The sequence below is a fragment of the Streptomyces sp. NPDC093591 genome (genome assembly GCF_044764885.1).
GTDB lineage: Bacteria > Actinomycetota > Actinomycetes > Streptomycetales > Streptomycetaceae > Streptomyces.
Genome location: NZ_JBIWIY010000009.1, coordinates 270,801 through 288,525 on the forward strand (window position 1 = coordinate 270,801; position 17,725 = coordinate 288,525).

The 17,725-nt window shown below is 69.7% G+C and carries 17 protein-coding genes and 1 pseudogene; 15 read left to right on the forward strand and 3 right to left on the reverse strand.

Annotated features, from left to right (window positions below; genetic code table 11):
* Window positions 1-724 precede the first annotated feature (724 nt).
* On the forward strand, window positions 725-1,708 hold the full coding sequence (locus ACIREI_RS21070; RefSeq protein WP_403334768.1) for a hypothetical protein: 984 nt from the start codon (window positions 725-727) through the stop codon (window positions 1,706-1,708).
* A gap of 245 nt (window positions 1,709-1,953) precedes the next feature.
* On the opposite strand, the gene ACIREI_RS21075 is transcribed toward ACIREI_RS21070, so the two are convergent.
* Window positions 1,954-2,346, reverse strand: coding sequence for a type II toxin-antitoxin system VapC family toxin (locus ACIREI_RS21075; RefSeq protein ID WP_403334771.1), 393 nt, complete (start codon window positions 2,344-2,346; stop codon window positions 1,954-1,956).
* Window positions 2,343-2,621: a hypothetical protein gene (locus tag ACIREI_RS21080; protein WP_403334773.1), complete on the reverse strand. Its 279-nt coding sequence runs from the start codon at window positions 2,619-2,621 to the stop codon at window positions 2,343-2,345. The genes ACIREI_RS21075 and ACIREI_RS21080 overlap by 4 nt, the downstream gene beginning before the upstream one ends.
* A gap of 103 nt (window positions 2,622-2,724) precedes the next feature.
* Between ACIREI_RS21080 and ACIREI_RS21085 the strand changes: the two are divergent.
* Together ACIREI_RS21085 and ACIREI_RS21090 are read left to right on the forward strand one after the other, a co-directional pair.
* Window positions 2,725-2,939: pseudogene (locus ACIREI_RS21085) on the forward strand (hypothetical protein); the annotation flags it as partial.
* 1,550 nt (window positions 2,940-4,489) lie between these two features.
* Window positions 4,490-4,612 (forward strand): hypothetical protein, encoded by a 123-nt coding sequence (locus tag ACIREI_RS21090; RefSeq protein ID WP_403334775.1) that lies wholly within the window; start codon window positions 4,490-4,492, stop codon window positions 4,610-4,612.
* Here ACIREI_RS21090 and ACIREI_RS21095 read toward each other — a convergent pair.
* Window positions 4,606-5,394, reverse strand: a complete 789-nt coding sequence (locus ACIREI_RS21095; protein ID WP_403334778.1) for a TetR/AcrR family transcriptional regulator — start codon at window positions 5,392-5,394, stop codon at window positions 4,606-4,608. The genes ACIREI_RS21090 and ACIREI_RS21095 overlap by 7 nt on opposite strands.
* Before the next feature lie 330 nt (window positions 5,395-5,724).
* Here ACIREI_RS21095 and ACIREI_RS21100 point away from each other — a divergent pair, with 330 nt between their 5' ends.
* The 12 genes from ACIREI_RS21100 (at window position 5,725) to ACIREI_RS21155 (ending at window position 17,687) form a co-directional block, all read left to right on the forward strand.
* Window positions 5,725-6,582 carry a TauD/TfdA dioxygenase family protein gene (locus ACIREI_RS21100; RefSeq protein ID WP_403334781.1) on the forward strand — a complete coding sequence of 286 codons (858 nt, stop codon included), beginning with the start codon at window positions 5,725-5,727 and terminating at the stop codon, window positions 6,580-6,582.
* Window positions 6,579-7,379: an HpcH/HpaI aldolase/citrate lyase family protein gene (locus tag ACIREI_RS21105; protein ID WP_403334784.1), complete on the forward strand. Its 801-nt coding sequence runs from the start codon at window positions 6,579-6,581 to the stop codon at window positions 7,377-7,379. The genes ACIREI_RS21100 and ACIREI_RS21105 overlap by 4 nt, the downstream gene beginning before the upstream one ends.
* Window positions 7,379-8,341 carry a PLP-dependent cysteine synthase family protein gene (locus ACIREI_RS21110; protein ID WP_403334786.1) on the forward strand — a complete coding sequence of 321 codons (963 nt, stop codon included), beginning with the start codon at window positions 7,379-7,381 and terminating at the stop codon, window positions 8,339-8,341. Before ACIREI_RS21105 ends, ACIREI_RS21110 begins: the two co-directional genes overlap by 1 nt.
* A 50-nt stretch (window positions 8,342-8,391) precedes the next feature.
* Window positions 8,392-10,194 (forward strand): asparagine synthase (glutamine-hydrolyzing), encoded by a 1,803-nt coding sequence (gene asnB / locus ACIREI_RS21115; protein ID WP_403334788.1) that lies wholly within the window; start codon window positions 8,392-8,394, stop codon window positions 10,192-10,194.
* Window positions 10,191-11,201, forward strand: a complete 1,011-nt coding sequence (locus tag ACIREI_RS21120) for a PrpF domain-containing protein (RefSeq protein ID WP_403334791.1) — start codon at window positions 10,191-10,193, stop codon at window positions 11,199-11,201. The genes asnB and ACIREI_RS21120 overlap by 4 nt, the downstream gene beginning before the upstream one ends.
* A gap of 80 nt (window positions 11,202-11,281) precedes the next feature.
* Window positions 11,282-12,379 (forward strand): acyl-CoA dehydrogenase family protein, encoded by a 1,098-nt coding sequence (locus tag ACIREI_RS21125; RefSeq protein WP_403335107.1) that lies wholly within the window; start codon window positions 11,282-11,284, stop codon window positions 12,377-12,379.
* Window positions 12,367-13,731, forward strand: a complete 1,365-nt coding sequence (locus ACIREI_RS21130) for a dihydroorotase family protein (RefSeq protein WP_403334794.1) — start codon at window positions 12,367-12,369, stop codon at window positions 13,729-13,731. Before ACIREI_RS21125 ends, ACIREI_RS21130 begins: the two co-directional genes overlap by 13 nt.
* The gene (locus ACIREI_RS21135) at window positions 13,728-15,011 is read left to right on the forward strand and encodes an FAD-dependent monooxygenase (RefSeq protein WP_403334796.1); all 1,284 of its coding nucleotides are present in this window, start codon (window positions 13,728-13,730) and stop codon (window positions 15,009-15,011) included. Before ACIREI_RS21130 ends, ACIREI_RS21135 begins: the two co-directional genes overlap by 4 nt.
* A gap of 23 nt (window positions 15,012-15,034) precedes the next feature.
* Window positions 15,035-15,643: an NADPH-dependent FMN reductase gene (locus ACIREI_RS21140; protein WP_403334799.1), complete on the forward strand. Its 609-nt coding sequence runs from the start codon at window positions 15,035-15,037 to the stop codon at window positions 15,641-15,643.
* 34 nt (window positions 15,644-15,677) lie between these two features.
* On the forward strand, window positions 15,678-15,959 hold the full coding sequence (locus tag ACIREI_RS21145) for a hypothetical protein (RefSeq protein ID WP_403334802.1): 282 nt from the start codon (window positions 15,678-15,680) through the stop codon (window positions 15,957-15,959).
* 130 nt (window positions 15,960-16,089) lie between these two features.
* A complete protein-coding gene (gene epsC / locus ACIREI_RS21150) occupies window positions 16,090-16,680 on the forward strand; it encodes a serine O-acetyltransferase EpsC (protein ID WP_403335110.1) in 591 nt (196 codons plus the stop codon).
* Between the two features lie 38 nt (window positions 16,681-16,718).
* Window positions 16,719-17,687 (forward strand): PLP-dependent cysteine synthase family protein, encoded by a 969-nt coding sequence (locus ACIREI_RS21155; RefSeq protein WP_403334804.1) that lies wholly within the window; start codon window positions 16,719-16,721, stop codon window positions 17,685-17,687.
* The last annotated feature ends 38 nt before the right edge of the window (window positions 17,688-17,725 follow it).

A 17,725-nucleotide genomic window follows, 5' to 3' on the forward strand; every position in this document is an offset into this window, starting at 1 on the left:
GTTTTGTTCGTGCTGCCTGGTCCGGGCGAGAGTACGGCTGCTGACCTGCGCAGACGGAATGCGTAGGTCTGGGGTTCGCTGGTGAAGGCGGTTCACGGGAATGGGCGTGTGGACATGCCCTGCAGTGCTGTTTCACGGACGGTTGATGCCTCATCAGTCCTGCTTGTCGATCAGGCGCGCACAAGGGGAGCGCATCGGTGCGTTGATCGTGTGACAGACGGCGTCTCATGGCGGTTGAGTCGGTGGTCGTCGCTGAGTGTGCTGAGGTTGCCGATGCCGGACAACGAGAGGCAGGTTCGGCCTCTACGTCCCGGGGTCGGCTCGATCTGTGCACCTGGGAGTGCTGGCCGGCGGTCACTGATGAGCGGAGCCCGGACCTTCGGCAGAGGAGGCGGACGATCCCGAGCGACGACTGTCCGTTTCGGCTCTGTGCTCCAGGGCCCGGTGCCGGGACATGGAGCTGTTCATCGACGGGCTCAGCGCGACGTGTCCGCACGCATGTTCCGGAACGGACAGCCGACCCCAGGGTTACCTTCCACCTGGGCCTCGCCAACTCCGGCAAGACGCATGACGCCATCGCCCTGCTGGGCCAGCTGCGAGATCAAAAAATTGAACACCAGCATTCCTCATGTGATTGGCTGACCAGGTTCGGGAAGGTCTGTTGGATTCTTTCTGGTCCGCCATACCCGGTCGTGGATGGTCGGCGAAGAATGGGGGGCGAACCATGCCGGATATCTTCGACCAAATCGAATGGAAGGCTCGGAATCTCTTTGGCAAAGATCCGGTTTGTGTGCATGTGGGAAATGTTAAGGAGTGTGAGATCAAGCGCCATCCCGCTTATTCAAAGTTCCGCGCCGACGCGATCCGGGCGGGGGTCCAGTCAGCTCCGAGTTCCCGTCTCTGGGAGTCCATTATTGCCATGGGGGGGCTGTGTGACCTGGATGGCGACGATACGTGGCGGCTGGTCATCCTCGACTGCACCGTCCCCTGTTTCCGTTCGCTCTCCACGAAAATCGCTCGTGATTTCCAAGTTGAGCGCGAAGAAATCCGGTCGGCCATGGTGGCAACCGCATTGGAGGTATGGGTAGGCACTGTTATTGGCGTTCCGCCGCGTCACGTCAGGGATCGAATGGTGAAGGCGGCCTTTGAGGTGGCCTTCCGGTATGGGAGGGGCATCTCCTCGGAGCGCTCGATGGACGACGTCGAAGTATTGTTCCGGCCGGAGATGCCAGCTCAGGGCTCCGCGCTGAGGGCTGCATCGATCATCGATGTCAACAAGATCCGTGACGCTGGGGTCGCGGAACAGATCAGGGGCGAGCGAATCGGAGCGCTGCTTCAAGGGCTGGGATGCCTTGACGCCGTGCGGGTTTTTCATAACGAAATTCGAACTGGTCGCCGTTCGGGGTCGGTCAATCAGGTGGTGATGCCCCGATCCCGGATTTCTAACTCGAACCTCTATTACTACGTCTCGGACCTCTACCCCTCGTTCACCGGACTCCGAGAAGCCGCAAGCGTGATGGGGATTGTCGAATCTGCAGCGCACCGACTCATCAGGGCAGGGGAGTTCCCTTTCCCCGTGGCGAGGGCCGGACGGAGTTACAAGGTCTCTGTCAGGGCCCTCATGCACTTCATGGATATTCCGGACGCCATTGTCCATGTCGACGACGTTGAGAACGGCGCCCTCCATGCGACCGGCGGCGTACGGTGAGCCATGGTGCCGTTAGCCGAATGCTTTGTCCTTCCGGAGCTGCGGAGATCCTCTGGCGTCGGTCGAGGAGCGCGAAGTCATTGGTGCGCAAGGCCACAGGAAAACCGCCTGGAGAGCGGGCGGACGACACCCTCACCGTTGCCCGCGACGACTCCGGGCAGCTCACCGGCCTGGTTCCTCTGGGCGACCTGTCGGCGCCTTCCCTGCTCGAGGCAGGTCTCGTGGGCACGAAGATGCAGTGCGGTTCAGATCTTGATCACACGGAGGCCGGGGCCGCACAGCATGCGGAGGTCTTCGGGGTCTGATGTCAGAACCGTCACGGGGGCAGGGGAGGCGAGTGCCGTGGCGGCCACGATCGCGTCGAGGGCGTATTTGTGACCGTGCAGCCCTGCTGCGGCGAGGAGTTTGCTGGCGTGGCGGGCGATGGATTCGGTGGGCGGGACGATGTTCACGCGGGAGACGGCGTAGTCGAAACGGGCCTGGTTGGTCTTCGGGTCACGTGCTTCGACGAGGGTGACAGAACTGGTGACGACGCGGATGTCCTCGGCCTCGGCTGCGGCCAGCCACTCGGTGAGCTCGGGCGTGCGTCGTACGAGTTTGGACAGGCCCTCGCAGTCCAGGACGAGCGTGCCGCTCACGCGGCGTCCGCCGAGCCTGCCGTGTCACCGCGCAGGAGCGCTCGCTTGGCCTCGACGGCTGCTTGGTCGACCGGTCCGTGTTCGGCTTCGGCGTCTGCAATGAGCTCGTGCAGTCGGTCCCGCTCCAGCTGGCGCTGAATGAGGGCTTCGACGTAGGCGGACATACCTCGCTTGCCGGTGCGTGCCTTGAGGGCGGCGATGGTGCCTTCGTGGAGCGAGACGGAGACCGGGCGGACGGGGCCTTCGCCCGGAGCGGGATCGGGAGAGGTAGTCATGGAGTTATTTTAACAAAACTCTTGTTATTCGGATGGGTGATTCTGGCTCCGCAGCCCGGTCCTAAGGCGGGTGGTGGGCTGCATCGTGGGGTAGAGAGCTTCGGTGATCGCCAAGAAGGCTGGTACGTCCTCCCATGGGCTGACGCCTGGGCAGCTGCTTGCGCTGCCCGCGGCTGTGGACCTGGAGACAGCGAACCGCGCGACTGTCCCTCAGTCGGACCACGGGGTACGACCTTGCCAAGCGCGGCCGGTATCCGTGTACGGTCCTGCGTCTGGGTAACGCCTATCGTGTTCACCGCCGACCTGCTCAAGCTGCTCCACATCGACGTACCCGAGCGCTCAGGTGTCGAAGAGTCGATGGCCGTGACACCCGAGGCCGAAACGAACCGTCCCTCGTCGGCCTGCTGTTGCTGCTGCGCGTGCCGCTGTGCACGTCGGCATGATGGATGTGGGCGTGGGCTCTGCGAGTGATGACGGTCATCTCGTATGTGCGATCTCGACAAGGTGCGCCAGCATGGTGTCCCCACACAGCTACACAGGCCGATTCGGCGCTCTGTCATGGGACGGGGAGCGCAAGGGGAGCGCGTACGCCTGTGGACGGTGCAACACGGCGTACGGGCGGCGGGACTGTGATCAGTGCCCTGATCTGCGAAAACTGGATCTGATGGGATCGCGGGCACGACTCGTCACGATCGCTATCGCCCTCGTAATGCGTAGGTCTCGGGTTCGAATCCCGAAGGCGGCTCCATGGGAAACCGCAGGTCAGGCCTCTGACCTGCGGTTTTTTCGTTTCCTTGATCATGGAATGTGTACGTGGGGTGCACTCGACGGCCTGTACTGACGCTTGAGTCAGTATGGGAGGGGCGTGGGGTGGCCAAGGGGTGGCCGCGCGTGCAGGGGCCGGGCACGGCAGAAGGCTGCGGAGCTGTTCTGCGGGAGCTCTGCCGAGCTCCGACCTTGCGGTTATCCGAGAACGTGGAGTCCGGGCATGTCGTTTGCGGTACGCGACGAGCACAAGACCAACGCCGGGCAGAGGGTGGCCGACAGGAAGGTCAGGCCGCCGTCCAGTGCCCCGTGCCCCGTTCAGCCCGGTCATCGCCGCTGTCATCAGCGGGATGCCGCACACGCTCCACGCGAACACGCCGAAGAGCGTCGCGACCCGTCGGCCTCGCGCGCTCTTGGGTCTGCCGTATCGCTCCTGGACCGCCGGTGGACAGTCGTTCAGCAGGAAGTCCCGGCCGGCCGCGGCACCGGCGAACACCGCCACGGTGAAGAGGTGCTCAGCGCCAACCCGTAGCCGAACTCGGCCGCTCGCTACGATGGCTCGCGCCCAACGGAGAGGTCGCCATGGGGCGCCGCAAGCGGCCCGGGTTCCGTGCCGGACGACCCACCTTGGCCAGGGAGAACATCGCCCGGGCGGCGCTGGAGATGCCTCGTGACGCGGGTCCGGGTGAGCTGACGATGCGTAACGGGGGCCGTCGCCTCGGTGTTTCGCCGCGCGCTGTACAACTACGTGGCCGACCGCCGTGACCTGATCGGCGAGATCGTGGCGTCTGCCAGGCCGACCGGCCCGAACCGCGGCTCGACCCCCGACGGTGGCGGCCCAGTCTGCGCGCGTACTGCCGGGACCTGCGCGCCTGGTACCGGGTGCACCCCGGCATGCTCGCCCTCGCCCACACCGAGGACCTGACGCCCTTCGCCTCAGGTGGAGTTCCTCCTCGCCATCGGGCTGCCGGCCCAGGACGCCCAGCGGGCGAGGTCTGGGACGCCTGGCACGATCGACCGCCGCCCGGGGTGGACCCGGCGGCTGGACCGGGATCCCGCCGCGCACCCGCCGCGACGCACTTCCCCCTCTACGACAGCTCGCCGTGGAGTCCACCGCCGAATCGCCGGACGCCCTGTTCGAGACGGTGGTGACCATGCTGATCGCCGGCATCGAGTCGATGCTGCGCCGCAACCGGCGCGCGCCGCGTCCGCCGGTGGGTCACTGAAGCGGGAGCGGGGACTTGTCACGGCGTCCCGCCCGGCGCTGTTCCACCAGCGCCTCGAGGCCGTCCAGGATCCGTTGCAGGCCGAACTCGAAGTGGTCGAAGGCGGAGCCCCAGGTGTCCTCGGCGAGGGTGGCGAGGACCGGATAGCGGCCGGTGGCCACGACCTTCTCGAGGAACGGCGACTGGGCCGCGTAGAAGTCGGCGGTCGTCATGCCCGAGGCGCGCTCCGCCTCCTCGTGGTGGACGTGCGTGCGTGCGGCCCCTACGACGTACCCGTCGATCATGATGATCGCCGAGACCAGTTCGGGGTCGGACAGCCCCATCGGCCGGATACGGCCCAGCACCTTCTCCATGCCGTCCAGTGCGCTCGGGCCGAGCAGCGGGCGGGCCTGGTTGACGCCGAGCAGCCAGGGGTGGCGGGTGTGCAGGGCGCGGGTGGCGCGGGCCATCGCTTCCAGGGCCGAGCGCCAGCTGCCGTCGCCGAGGTCGGCCGGGTTCTCAGAGGGGCGCTGGACGCGGTCCAGCATCAGGTCGAGCAGTTCGGCCTTGCCGGGGACGTAGCGGTACAGCGACATGGCGCCGGTGCCGAGCTCGGCAGCGACCCGGCGCATCGAGACCCCGTCCAGCCCTTCCGCATCCGCGATCCGGACGGCCACCTCCACGATCCGGTCCACCGTCAGACCCGGTCTGGGGCCTCGGCTGGGGCGCTTGCCCGTGTCCCACAGCAGTTCGAGGGTGCGGGCGATGTCGCCGCTGCCGCTGGTGTCCGCACTGCTCTTCATGGAGCGGCAGCTTAGGTCCGGAAACCCATCGGGTGCAGCGTGCTCTCAAGCGATCCTTTAGTGGTGCATAAGGGGGGCGGACCAAGGCGGAAAAAGGGAGTCCCGGCCCCCGCGAATTTGCTTTTCGGTACCGGTGCAGAAATTGGCCACGGAATTCTGGTACGGCACGGGTAAGGCTCGGTTTTCGGACGGAATGGCTGAGATCGTCATCCTCGATCAGTGCTCTGACCAGGCACGAGTGTCGCATTGCCGAGATTTGAGTCAGCCACTAGCGGCGAAACTAAGATCGAGATCGAGCCGCCCACCGCAGCATGACGAAAGGAATCAAGAGTGTCCTTGGAGATACGCAGGATCGGCGGGCGCATCGGCGCCGAAGTAGTCGGGATCGATCTGGGGTCCGACCTGTCGGAGTCGGACTTCTCGCAGGTCCACCAGGCACTGCTCGACCACAAGGTGCTCTTCTTCCGGGACCAGGAGATCACCGATGAAGACCAGTTGGCCTTCGCCGGCCGGTTCGGCCCGCTGACCCAGAAGCATCCGATGATGCGCACCGTGGACGGGCAGCCGCAGGTCATCGCCGTCGACGGTGAGGACCAGCGAGCCGACCACTGGCACACCGACATCAGCTTCACGCTGACCCCGTCCCTGGGGACGACGCTGCGCAGCATCGTCCTGCCGCCCTACGGCGGCGACACCATGGTCGCCAACAGCGAGGCCGCCTACAAGCAACTCCCCGCGGAACTGCGGGAGATCGCCGACCGGCTGTGGGCCGTGCACACCAACCACGCCGAGCAGCCGCGGCTGGGCACCGAGCGGGGTGAGGCGACCCGCAAGGCGTTCCTGGCCAAGCGGTTCGAAGCGGCGCACCCGGTGGTGCGGGTGCATCCGGAGTCGGGTGAACCCTCCTTGTTCCTCGGCGGTTTCGCCCAGCGTCTGGTCGGCATGACCCTGCGGGAGTCGCGGCCGATCATCGACGTCCTGCAGTCCTATGTGCACCGGCCGGAGAACGTGGCCCGGTGGACCTGGCGGCCCGGTGACGTACTGATCTTCGACAACCGCAACACCCAGCACTTCGCCGTCAACGACTACGACAGCCACAAGCGGGTGCTCAACCGGGTGTCGATCACCGGTGACGTGCCGGTGAGCCTCGACGGCAAGAACAGCTACGTGATCGAGGAGGGCGAATGACACCGGGGCGGCACGACCCGGCGGACTTCGTGGGCCGGCTGCGCCGCCGGGAGCGGCTGGTCGGGTACTGGATCGCCTGCGACAACCCGGCCGGCACTGAGCGCATCGCGGGCGTGGGCTACGACTACATCGGCGTCGACGGCCAGCACGGCGTCATGCACCAGCCGGGCTGGCAGTCCGCGATGCTCGCCGTGGACGCCATGGGGCGCTCGGCCGGTGTGATCCGGGTGCCCTCGGTCGACCCGATCGCCATCGGAGCGGCACTGGACGCCGGAGCGCGCGCTGTCATCGTCCCCATGGTCGAGACCGCCGAGGAGGCGTCGGTCGCCGCCCGCGCCTGCCGGCACTGGCCCGCGGGCACCCGCAGTCTGGGGGGTCCGGTCCGTGCCGAACTGCGGCTCGGTTCGGTGCCCGGCGAGCTGGACGAGGCGGTGGCGTGCATCGCGATGATCGAGACCGCCGCCGCGATGGAGAACCTGGCGGCCATCTGCGCCACGCCAGGTCTGGACGCGGTGTACGTCGGCCCGGCGGACCTGTCCGTCGTGCTGGGCGCGCGGTACTTCGGTGACCCGGCGGCGCAGGACGAACTGGAGCGGGCCCTGAAGGAGGTCACCGCGGCCGCCGCGGAGGCGGGCATCGCCTGCGGCATCCACTGCCTGGACGGCGCCACCGCGGCCAACCGGCTGACCGAGGGGTTCACCTTCGCCACGGTGTCGAGCGACATCACCCATCTGCAGCAGGCGGCGGCCGCCCATCTGACGGCGGCGCTGGGCGCGGAACCGGATCGTGAGCGGTGATGACACGGACTTCCGCCGGCTTCGCGCCGGTCCGTTCGCTGGAGGAGCTGGTCGGCGGCACCCCGATCCTGGAGGTGGCGCTGCCCGGACTTCCCGATGACGTCCGGCTGCTGGCCAAGCTGGAGATGTTCAACCCGCTGTTCAACGTGAAGGACCGGGCCGTCCTGTACATGCTGCGGGAGGCCGAGGAGACGGGACTGCTGCCCGCTGAGGGGGGCACGGTCATCGAGTGCTCGTCCGGCAGCACCGGCATCTCGCTCGCGGCCATGTGCGCCGTACGCGGTCACCGCTGTGTCATCGTCATGCCGGACAACGCGACCGAGGAGAGGCGCCAGATCCTGCGTGAACTGGGCGCCGAGATCGTCCTGGTGCCGCACGAGGAAGGGCTGCTGCCCGCCTGGAAGTTCGCGGAGGAGATGCAGCGCGACCTGCCCGGCTCGTGGCTGCCGCACCAGGATCAGAACCCGGCGAACGTCCGCGCGCACTACGAGACGACCGGGCCGGAGATCCTGGAGGCCTGCGCCGGGAAGGTCGACGTCTTCGTGTGCGGCGTGGGCACCGGCGGCACGCTGACCGGCGTGGCGCGATACCTCAAGGAGCACGGGGACACGCATGTCGTCGCCGTCGAGCCGGCCTCCTCGGCCGTCCTCAGCGGTGGGGACGCGGGGCCGCACGGCATCCCCGGCATCGGGGCGGGTTACGTCTCCGACCTCACCGATCTCAAGCTGATCGACGAGGTCATCGCCGTACCGGACGAGGCGGCGGCCACCACCCGGCGGGAGATCGCCCTGGCGACCGGCCTGCTCGTCGGATTCTCCGCGGGGGCCTCGGCGCACGCCGCGCGGGTGCTGGCCCGGCGTGAGCGGTGGGCCGGATCGACCATCGTCACCGTGTTCCCCGACAGCGGGGAGCGCTACCTGTCCACGGCATCGGACACCACGCCCGGCACCGGGTCGGACTAGCTCACCGGGACCGCCGTCCGCACGGCGGTCCCACGGGGAGGAAGAGCGTTATGTGCCGTATCTACGGCTATTTCAACTCCACTGCGTCACCGAACGAGATGCGGGGCGTCGGCGCGCTGCAGCGCCATGGCGGGCCCGACCACACGGGGACGGCGCGGGCTCCCGGCTGGGGGCTGGGCAACAACAGGCTCGCGATCGTCGACCTCGACGGGGGCAGGCAGCCGTATCGACTCGACGGGATCACCGTCGTGTTCAACGGCGAGATCTACAACCACGACGCCGTGCGGGCGCATCTGACGCGGCGTGGCCACCGCTTCGCCGACCGGTGCGACGGCGCGATCATCCCCGCCCTGTACGCGGAGTACGGCGAGCGGTTCACCGATCTGCTCGACGGCATGTACGCGGTCGCCGTGCTGGACACGCGGGAGCGGCCGACGCTGCTGCTCGCCACCGACGAGTCGGGTATGAAGCCGCTGTACCACCGCTGGGACCCGGTGGCGCGGTCGCTGCACTTCTCGTCGGAGATCCCGGCCCTGCTGGGCTTCGAGGGGATCGGTACGTCGGAGTGGGGACCGGGGCTCGACGCGTATCTCGCGAGCAAGACGCCGTTCGGCGAGCAGACCATGTTCGAGCAGATCAAGGTGGTGCCGCCGGCCACCACGCTGCGATGCGTGCTGGGCGAGACACCGGTGACGACCCGTCGTCGGACCGACCCCGCGCCGGTGCCGACCGAGCAGGACAAGGCCGCCGATCTGGTGCGCGACAGCCTGCGTACGGAGGTCGGGCAGCTGCTGGTCGCCGATGTCCCGGTCGCGCTGATCACCTCGGGCGGTCTCGACTCCTCGCTGGTGACGGCGCTCGCCGCGGAGTACGGGCCCGTGCACTCGTTCAACATCGCCTACCGGGGGACGTGGCCGTTCGACGAGCGGCACTACGCGCGACAGGCGGCCGAGCATGTCGGCGCCGTGTACCACCAGGTCGAGCTGGACCCGGCGACGCTGCCCGACCGGATCGAGGACGTGGTCTGGCATCTGGGCCAGCCCAACGCCGACCCGATCACCGTGAGCACCCACGCGCTGTTCGCCGCGGTGCACGAGGCGGGGTTCAAGGTCGCGCTCACCGGGGACGCCGCGGACGAGGTGTTCGGCGGCTACGCAAGGATGCACGCGGCCTTCGAGACCGCCGCGTCCGGCGGCGACTGGTACACGCCGTACCTCGACGCGCTGGCGGTCCTGCCGGCCGGCCGACGGCACGCGCTGTACACCGACGAGTACCGGAAGCTGGTCGAGGACGTCCCGCCGATCCCCGCCGAGGCGCTGGCCCGGCTGCGGCAGGGCGAGGGCACCGTGCTCGAGCGGATCACCGAGTTCGAGCTGGGCTATCGGCTGCCCGCCTATCACCTGCGCCGGGTCGACCATCTCAGCATGGCGCACTCGGTGGAGGCGCGGCTGCCGTTCTGCCAGCGCGGCGTCGTCGCCCTCGGCCGGGCGCTGCCCGACCCGCTGCGGATCGGCGAGGGCCAGGTCAAGCGGACGCTGTACGGCGCGGCGGCCGGCCTCGTCCCGGACGGCGTGCACAGCAGGGTGAAGCAGCCGTTCACCCTGCCCGTGACGGCCATGCTGGCACCCGGCACCCCACTGTGGGAGTTCGCGCACGACGTCCTCACGCCGAGCCGGCTGCGTGCGGCCGGCCGACTCGAACCGGCCGCCGTGGACGCCCTGTTCGAGACTCAAGCCGTACGGCCCGACGACACCACGGCGCTGACGCTCTGGGCGCTGATGACGTACGAGGTGTGGCAGGACCAGTTCCGGGGGGCGACGAGGCCGGCCGGCGTCGTCGCGGGCGCGGCATGATCGCGCATCTCGCCTACGCCACGGGCAGCCCCTGCCCCACGCTGGTCCTTGACGCCGACGAAGTCCCGTCCGCGGGAACGCTGCTGACGGACCGTCTGGCCGCCGCGCGGCGTTCCCTCGAAGCGGCGGGCCGGGCGCATGTGCTCAAGATCGCGCTGGTACGGCCGTCCCCGCATCCGATGTTCGACCTCGACTACCGGTTCGTGCAGGCGCTGCCGGACGCGGTGGACTCGTTCGACCTGCGCGGGTCGTGCGGGCACTCGATCCTGTCCTCGGCCGTCGCCGCCGAGCGGATGGGCATGCTCCCCAAGCTGTCCGTCGGCGCCCGGGTACGGGTCCAGGTCCTCAACAACGGGGACAGCGTGGTGTGCGAGGTCGACGAGGTGAGGCGCGACGAGGCGCAGTTCACGGTGCACTTCGTGCGCACGACCGCCGTACCGGTGCACGGGCTGCTGATCACCGGCGAGCCGCGGACCACGGTGACCGTCGACGGTGAGCTGCACGAGGTGTCGCTGGTGTCGTCGGGCAACGCCTACGCGTTCCTCGACGCCCGCACGATCGGCGTCAAGGACACCGAGGCCCTGTTCGCCGACGACGCCTCGCTCTTCGAGAGGCTCGGCCGGATCCGGGCCGCCGTGACCGAGCAGCTGGGCTGGCCCGGCGGCGGCGCCTTCCCCAAGATCGCCGCCCTGCTGCCGCTGGAGGCGGGGCGGATCGCCGCCCGCGCCATCTCCGTGCCGTCCTGGCATCCGACCATCGCGCTGACCGGCGCGGTGTGTCTGGGCTCCGCCATCCGGATTCCCGACACGGTGCCGTGGCGGGTGGCGCAGGAGGTGGGCTGCCCGGACGGGCTCGAGATCGTCACCCCGGGAGGCCGTACCGCGGTCGCGGCGGACGTCCGGGACATGGACGGGGTGCCCGCCCTGCGCTGGGCCTCCGTGGACCGAAAACGGGTGACCTTCCAGGGGTCGTTCCCGCTGGAACCGTCGGCATCAGCCGCATTGTGAGGAGTTCGCCGAAATTGGCTGGCATCGTCAATGACGTCCGTACAGACGACGTCCGTACCTACGCAGAGGGACGGACCGATATCCATCTGGGCCCCGAACTGGCCCGGACGCTGCGGGAGGCCGCGGTCACGAGCGCCGTCTCCGGACGGCCCGAACCGGGGGCGCTGGCCGCGCTGCGCGCGTCCGGTCTGCTCGCCACCGCGGTCCCCCGCGAGTACGGCGGGGCCGGAGGCGACGCGTCCGACGTGAACCGGGTCGTGGAGCGGTTGGCCCAGCTGAACGCGTCCCTCGCCATCATGGCCTTCCAGCACTTCGCGGTGAGTTCGCGGATCGCCGAGTGGGGTTCGGAGGAGCAGAAGGGGAAGCTGCTGCCCGCGTTGGCGGACGGCAGCTGCCTGGCCGCCTCCGCGTGGAGCGAGCAGGGGGCCGGCGCGGCCAAGCGCAACGTCAGCAGTACGGCGGTGCGCAGGGCGGACGGGACCTGGGTGCTCGACGGGGCGAAGTCCTTCACCACCACCGCGTCGGTCGCCGATCTGTATCTCGTGCTGGTGCGGACCGGGGAGGCGCAGGACGACCCGGGCAGCGGCTACGGCTCGACGGGGCAGACCTTCTTCCTCGTCGACGCGGGCAATCCGGGGCTGGTCCCGGATCTGAGCCTGGATCTCGTCGGCATGCGCGGTTCGGCCACCGGGTTCGTCACGATGCGCGAGTGCGCCGTCGGCGACCCGGACCGGCTCGGCCCCGAGGGGCACGCGGCCCGGATCATCGCCGGGGTGCGGGAGTCGGGGGCGACGCTGGGTGCGGTCGCCGTGGGCGTCGCGCAGGCCGCGTTCGAGCTGCTGGTCGAACACCAGCGGAAGCGGGGCGGCTTGGCCTCGCCCGTCGTACGGGACCGGCTCGTCCCGTTGGCGACCAAGGTGGAGTCGGCGCGCGCGATGGTCGAACGGGCCGGCGCCCGCTCGTCGTCCGACCCCGGCATGACCACGCTGCACAGCAAGCTGCACGCGTCCGAGGCCGCCGAGGCGGTCTGTCTGGAGGCGGCCCGGATGCTCGGCTCGACCGGGTACACGGTCGCGTCCGAGCTGAACCGGCTGCTCGCCGACGCCCGGGCCGTGGCCCTGATGGGACCGACCAACGACCTCTGCCGAGAGCTGGTGGCTTCGACATGGCCGAACTGACCACGGCTGACCTCGCGGTCACCGCCGGGAAACTGGTGACCCCCACGGGAGTGCGCGCGGGCACCGTACTGATCGCGGACGGGCGGATCATCGCCGTACAGGACCCCGGGACCGTGCCGCCGCCCGGCGTGCCGGTCCTCGACGCCGGTGACGCCTATGTCCTGCCGGGCCTGATCGACTCTCATGTCCACTTCCGTACCCCGGGTCTGACGCACAAGGAGGACTGGGAGCACGGCAGCCGGGCCGCGGTGGCGGGCGGGGTCACCACGGTGCTGGACATGCCGAACACGGTGCCGCCCACCCTGACCCCCGACGACGTAGAGGCGAAGGCCGAGCTGGTGCGCGGTCACTCCCTGGTCGACCACCGGTTCCACATCGGCGCCGACCCGGAACGGCCCGAGGCGCTCGCCGAGCTCGATCCCGCCATCGCCTCCAGCGCGAAGATCTTCATGGCAGGACACCACACGGCGCCGACCGTGTTCCGTGACCCGGCGCAGCTGGAGAAGGCGTTCATCGCCGCGGCCGAGGGCGATGTGCAGGTCGTGCTGCACGCCGAGGACGGCGAGCTGTTCGCGCTGCTCGACCAGTGGTGGGGCACCCCGGACAGCTATCTGGACTACGAGGCACGCCGGCCGCGCACCGGGGGCATCGCCGCGGTGGCCAAGGTGCTCGAACTCGTCCGCCGCCACCACACCAAGGCGCACATCCTCCATCTCTCCAGCCGCGAGGAGGCGGACCTGGTGTGCGCCGCCCGCGCCGCCGGACTGCCGGTGTCGTTCGAGGTGACGGGGCATCATCTGTCGTTCACCGACACCGACACCCGGCGCCTGGGTGCCCGGACCAGGCTGTCGCCGTCGATCCGGGCCCAGAGCGACCAGGACCGGCTGTGGCAGGCGCTGGTGGCGGGCGACGCGGACACGATCGGCAGCGACCACGCGCCCCACACGGTCGAGGAGAAGACCCGCACGGTCCAGGAGTCCCCGCCCGGCCTGCCCGGTGTCCAGGAACTCGCGGTCGCGGTGTGGACGGGGATGCGCCGACGGCGGCCCGAGGAGCATCCCGATGTCGCCGTGACACGTCTGGTACGCCATCTCTCCGAGCGGCCCGCCGAGCTCTTCGGCCTGCCCGCCAAGGGCCGGATCCGCCCCGGCGCCGACGCCGACCTCGTGTTCTTCGCCCCCGACGACACCTGGATGCTGTCGGCGCACGACGTACAGGCGAAGTGCGGCTGGTCGGCGTACGAGGGCTGGACGATGACCGGCCGAGTCAGCAGGACGATACGGCGGGGGGAGACCGTCTGGGACGCGGACAGCGGGACGTTCGGCTCGTACGAGGGCAGGTGGATCCGATGACCGGCGCACGTACCGTCGTGATCGCGGGCGGCGGCATCGGCGGCCTCGCCGCGGCGGCGGCGCTGGCTCACTCCGGGCTCGCGGTCACCGTGGTCGAACGGGCCTCGCGCATCGAGGACGTCGGCGCCGGACTGATGCTCTATCAGAACGGCATCGCGGCCGCCGACGCCATCAGCACCCGGCTCGGCCAGGGCATCCGGGCGGCCGGACATGTGGTGGGCTCCGACGACGTACGGGTCCTGATGGACTCCACCGGCCAGGTCCTGGCCAGGGAACCGATCGGCGAGGTGGGCCGCCGCCTCGGCCTGCCTCAAGTCCCCATCCTGCGTACGGCGCTGCAGAACCTGCTGTTCCGGGAGGCGGTCGCGGCGGGGGCGGAGGTACGCCTCGGGACGGCCGTCGAGGGATACGACCAGGACAGCGCCGGTGTGACGGTGTCCCTGTCGGACGGCGGCGCGTTGGACGCCGAGGTGCTGGTGGCGGCGGACGGCCTCAACTCCGTTGTCCGCGCCGCCCTGTTGGGGGACGGTCCGCCGCGGTACCTGGGGTACACCTCGGTGCGGGGCCGGGTCGTGGACAGCGCGCTGCACCCCATGTCGTTCGTCGTCAACGGGCTCGGCGTGCAGATCTTCGTGGCGCCGGCCGATGCACGGACCCTGTACTGGACCGCGAAGATCACCGCCCCGCAGGGTGTCTGGCCGGCCATGGGGCAGGCGGCCGCGCTGTCGGTGCTGGCCGACCAACTCGCCGACTGGCACGAGCCGGTCGTCCAGATGATCCGTGACACGTCCGTGGCGGACGTCTCGGTGACCGACATCCACGACCGGGACCCGATCTCACGCTGGGTCGACGGCCGGGTGGCCCTCCTCGGCGACGCGGCCCACCCGATGGCACCGGCGATGGGGCAGGGCGCGAACACGGCGTTGGAGGACGCGGTGGTGCTCGCGCAGGCGTTGCGCTCGATTGCCGACCCTGGCGAGGCGCTGCTGCGTTACCAGTCCCTGCGGGTCGAGCGGACCACCGCGATCGTGCTGCACTCGCGCAGGCAGGGCGCGGTCGATCAGGGGGCGAGCCGGGAGGAGGCGGAGTCCCGGGACAGCGTCATGAGGTCGAGAGGGCGGAAGGACGAGGCGACGTTCGATGTCGTCGACTGGCGGCCTGATGAGGGCAGTTGCGGGGCGGAGACAGACGCCCAGGACCGGACCGATTCCCGCCCCCAGACGGACACTCGCGACGTCGCACTGGCCCACGGAACACGTCTCGGCGAGGCCCGCTCATGACATCGACGGAGGTTCTCGCAGTAGTGGACATACCGAACATCGTGCTGATCAGCGGCTCGCTCAGAGTGGGCTCGACCTCGGACCGCGTGGCGCACTGGTGCGCACGACGCTGCATGGAACAGGGCGCCGACGCCCGGGTGTTCACCGGGGCCGAGTTGCAGTTCCCCTTCTATCGGCCCGGCCTGTCCGAAACCGACGAGGTGATCGGCGAGTTCGTACGCGCACTTGAGCGCGCGGACGGGGTCGTACTCGTCTCCCCCACCTACCACGGCACCGTCTCCGGGCTCCTCAAGAACGCCCTGGACTACGTCAACGACATCGTCGCGCCCCGGATGTTCCTGGAGGGCGTGCCCGTGGGGTGCGTGGCGGTAGGTGCCGGCGCGCAGGGCATGGCGTCCACCCTGACCACCCTGCGTACGGTCAGTCACGCCCTGCGTGCCTGGCCGACCCCGCTGGGCGTGACCGCCCGTGTCTGGGACGACGACACGGGCCCGGCGGCGGTGGATGCCCTGTCGCCCGAACAGCGGCAGGCCCGCGAGCAGATGGCCGTAATGCTCACGCAGGTGCTCTCCATGGCATCCGTGAACGCCACCACCGCGGCCGAGCAGCGCCTCGCGCCCAGCCGTGGCTGACCGTCAGCAAACACCAACCAACAGGAGGAACCCCATGTCCGAGCAGCAGACCACCACCTTCACCGCCGGCCCCATCTGGCGGGACGCCAACGTCCGCTCCGGCCCCTCGCTGAACAGCCCCATCCTCCAGCTCCTGCTCCCGGACGACGGCGTGAGCTACGAGGCGGTCGGCTGGGCGCGTGGTGACGAGGTCATCGAGGGGACGATCATCAGCGACATCTGGCTGCTGCTGTCTCCCGGCCGCTGGTGCAGTGCCGTCAACTTCAACCAGGACACGATGGCCGGCATCCCCGCGGACGCGGAACTGGCCGGCTGATGAACGCCGTTGACAAAGATCGCTTGCCAAGCCGGGCCTTCGCTCGTACGCTGACGCTGACCAATATTCTAAAGATCAGCGGAATTAGAGAATGTGGGCGGGGGTTGGGGCGGTGAGTCGGTCACGCACGCTGCTGCGGACGCTCGGCGAGGATCTGCGGACCGTCGTCGAGCGGGACCCGTCGGTGCGCAGCCGTACGGAGGCCGTGTTGCACCCCGCGCTGCCCGCTCTGTGGAGCCACCGGGTCGCTCACCGGCTGCACCGGCGTGGACTGCGCGTCCCCGCGCGGGCGTTGATGGGTGCCGTCCGCGCGGTCACCGGCGTGGAGATCCACCCGGGCGCGGAACTCGGCCGCCGCGTCTTCATCGATCACGGCGCGGCCGTGGTCATCGGCGAGACCGCGCGGGTCGGCGACGATGTGACGATCTATCACCAGGTGACCCTCGGCGCGGTCGGCTGGTGGCACGACAACGCCCGGGCCGAGGGCGAGCGACGCCACCCGGTCGTCGGGGACGGCGTGGTGCTGGGCACCGGCGCGACGGTCCTCGGACCGGTGACCGTAGGGGCCGGCGCGATCGTCGGAGCCCAGGCGCTGGTCGTCAAGGACCTGCCGGAGAAGGCGCGCGCGCTGGCCCCGGCCGCGACGGTCACACCGCGCCGCGACAGCCCCCAGTACGCCATCGAACTGCTGCGTCACACCGCCTCGGCGGGCTCCTGGTGACCGGGTCCGCAGGGACCGAGAGATTGGAGAAGAACCCCATGCCCGAGTCACCGCCGAAGGTGCTGCCCGGTGCCCGGCCCCGTATCGCGGGCGACATCGGGGAGTTGATCGGTCATACGCCCCTGCTGGAGATCCCCGTTCCGGACGCGCCGGACGCCGCGCGGGTCCTCGCGAAGCTCGAGTCGGCCAACCCGCTCGCCAGCGTGAAGGACCGTGCCGCCCGGTGGATGCTGGACTCCGCAGCGGCGACAGGGCAGTTGGCTCCCGGCGGCACCGTCATCGAGGCGACGTCGGGCAACACCGGCATCGCGCTGGCCGCCCTGTCCGCGGCCCGCGGCTACCGCTGTGTGATCGTGCTGCCGGACAGCGCGACCAGCGAGCGGATCGGACTGCTGCGGGCGCTGGGCGCCGAGGTGGTGCTGACCGATCACGAACTCCGCTTCCAGGGCGCCATCGACCGCGCCGAGGAGATCCACCAGTCAACCCCGGGCTCCTGGTACGCCCGTCAGCACGAGAACGACGACAACGTCCGCGCCCACCGCGAGACCACCGGCCCGGAGATCTGGTCCGACACCGAGGGCCACGTCGACCTCCTGGTCTGCGGCATCGGCACCGGCGGCACGCTCTGCGGCACGGCCGGCTTCCTCAAGGAGCGCAATCCGCGGCTCAGGGCCGTCGCCGTGGAGCCGGAGAGCTCGCCGGTGCTGTCCAAGGGCTACGCCGGTACGCATGCCATTCCCGGGCTGACCGGCGGGTTCGTCGCCCCCACCACCGACCTCGACCTGATCGACGAGGTGCTGACGGTCACGGACGACGAGGCGATGGACACCGCCCGCTGGCTCGCCCGCGGCCTCGGGGTGCTCGCCGGTGTCTCCTCCGGCGCGGCCGTACACGCGGCGCACCGCCTCGCCCGGCTCCCCGAGAACACGGGCCGGACCATCGTCACGGTCCTGCCCGACACGGGGGAGCGCTACCTCAGCGTCTGGTCCCCGAGCACGGAAGGGTGAACCACCGCCCGCACCCGCCACTCCCCTGATCACCCCTG